Annotated in this window: 1 protein-coding gene; it reads right to left on the reverse strand. The window is 56.7% G+C overall.

What is annotated here, in order from left to right; translation table 11 throughout:
* The coding region (locus DBY90_RS12395) for a DUF927 domain-containing protein (RefSeq protein WP_234405142.1) at nt 1-1,710 on the reverse strand (1,710 nt) is incomplete at its 3' end.
* Between the last annotated feature and the right edge of the window lie 14 nt (nt 1,711-1,724).

Raw genomic sequence — 1,724 nt, forward strand, 5'->3', positions numbered from 1 at the left:
CAGCACATAAAACCAGCCGCTACCTTTGCGCTGGTGTTGGTAGCCTTTGTTTTTGTGGTTGTATTTCAGCAATCCTCCGTCTAACAACACGCGGCAGACTTTTTGTTCATCGAAACTTTGGGCGATTTCATCGGCAAAGACACGGCGGATTACCCACAATTCCAATTTCTCCCCCTCCTGTTTCCGATAGCCTGCATGGTCTTTATTGGTGCTTTTATCGCTCCAATCCGTAAACCTCATACCTAACGCGTATAGGTCGATAAAGTCCTCTGTCTGCTCGATGATTCGGCGGTCTTCGTGTTTCCCCGCTCCGTTGGCTTCCAGCCATTCGTCAAAGCATTGTTTCACGCCTGCCATGCCTACGCCGGCGGCTAAACCGGTAACGGGGGCGGCAAGCTCCAAAGCGGCGGCGGCAAGGGCAAAGCGTTTTGCCACTCTTCGCGCCTGCCCTGACAATTCGGGGGCGGTCTCCATAAATGCGGTCATGCGCTCGTTTGCCTGCCGTTTGGCTTGCTCTAGGTCGTCTGAAAGCCGTCGGATGAACGCCCTGCCAGCCGCTCCGTGATATTGTTCGGCGGATTGGGCGATATGTTCACTCAATAATGCGCCGCTCTCGAAGCCGTGCAAGATGTCGTAAATGCCGTATCGGGCGGCGGCTCTGATACTGGGCAGGCGGGCGGCTTGTCCTGCGTTCCAATCGCCTTTGTGGTGTTTCAGGATGGAATCGGGGGTCTTTTCGCCTGTCGAGAACATCATCACTTTCCAGCGGCTCAAGGCGCGGTTTCCGCCCTGTTTTGCGCCCTGTACTTTGTTGATTCCGTTCATGACACTGTAAACGGTGTCGCCGATGACGTGGGGGCTTGCCTGCCCGATTTCGTCCAACACCAGCAAACCATCATTGCGGGTGGCGGCGGTATTGGAAAAGCCTATTTTCGTGCCGCTCCAAGACAACAGGCTGCCCGATGGTCTGCCCCATACGCTCAAGGCTGCTTTTGCGGCGGTGGTCTTGCCGTCGGATGAATCGCCCGTCAGATGGAAACCGCCGGATTCTTCGCCCAACAGGGACAGCAAGGGGGCGGCAAAGGACGCGCCCAATGCCAAGCATAGGCGGCTGTTTCCCGCTGCGTATCGGGCGATATTTTGCTGCCAGTCGCCAAGCTCTCCGTTTGGTCGGTATGCCGCCGCTTGGCTGGTGTCGCCGTTGTAGATGACGGCGGGGGTTTTGCCGTCTGCCGTGATGGTTTCGCCGCTGGGCATGATGTAGGTGTCGCCGTGCCAGCCCGCGCGGTCGGTAATGGTAAAGGCGGTGCGGCTGCCCTGTGTCTGCAAATAGTCTGCCAGCCGCTCCCTTTTTGCCCGCCCGCTCATGACGGTCAAGCCGTAACTCTGCAATCGCTGCCAACCCTGAACCGTGCCGATTTCCGCTTGCGGGATGGCGGCGGTCTTGGTTTGGCGTGTGATTTTGTCTTGCCATTTGATAATCCGGTAATACGCGCCGTCGTTGTCCTGCCCCGTGCCGATGATGTCGATAGGGTCGGAAAGCAATAGCGGCTCTGCTTCGATGGCTTCGCCGTCTTTGCCTGTTCTGACGTTTATCCACCATACGCCCCGATGGTCGGTATCGAAGCGAGGGCGCGGGCGGTATGGTTCGATGTCGTTGATGTTGTAGTCTTCAATGGCTTTAGCGTCTATAATTACGTTTGTTTTCATGGTGTAACGTCTCC

Source organism: Neisseria mucosa, assembly GCF_003044445.1.
GTDB classification, from domain to species: Bacteria; Pseudomonadota; Gammaproteobacteria; order Burkholderiales; family Neisseriaceae; genus Neisseria; species Neisseria mucosa_A.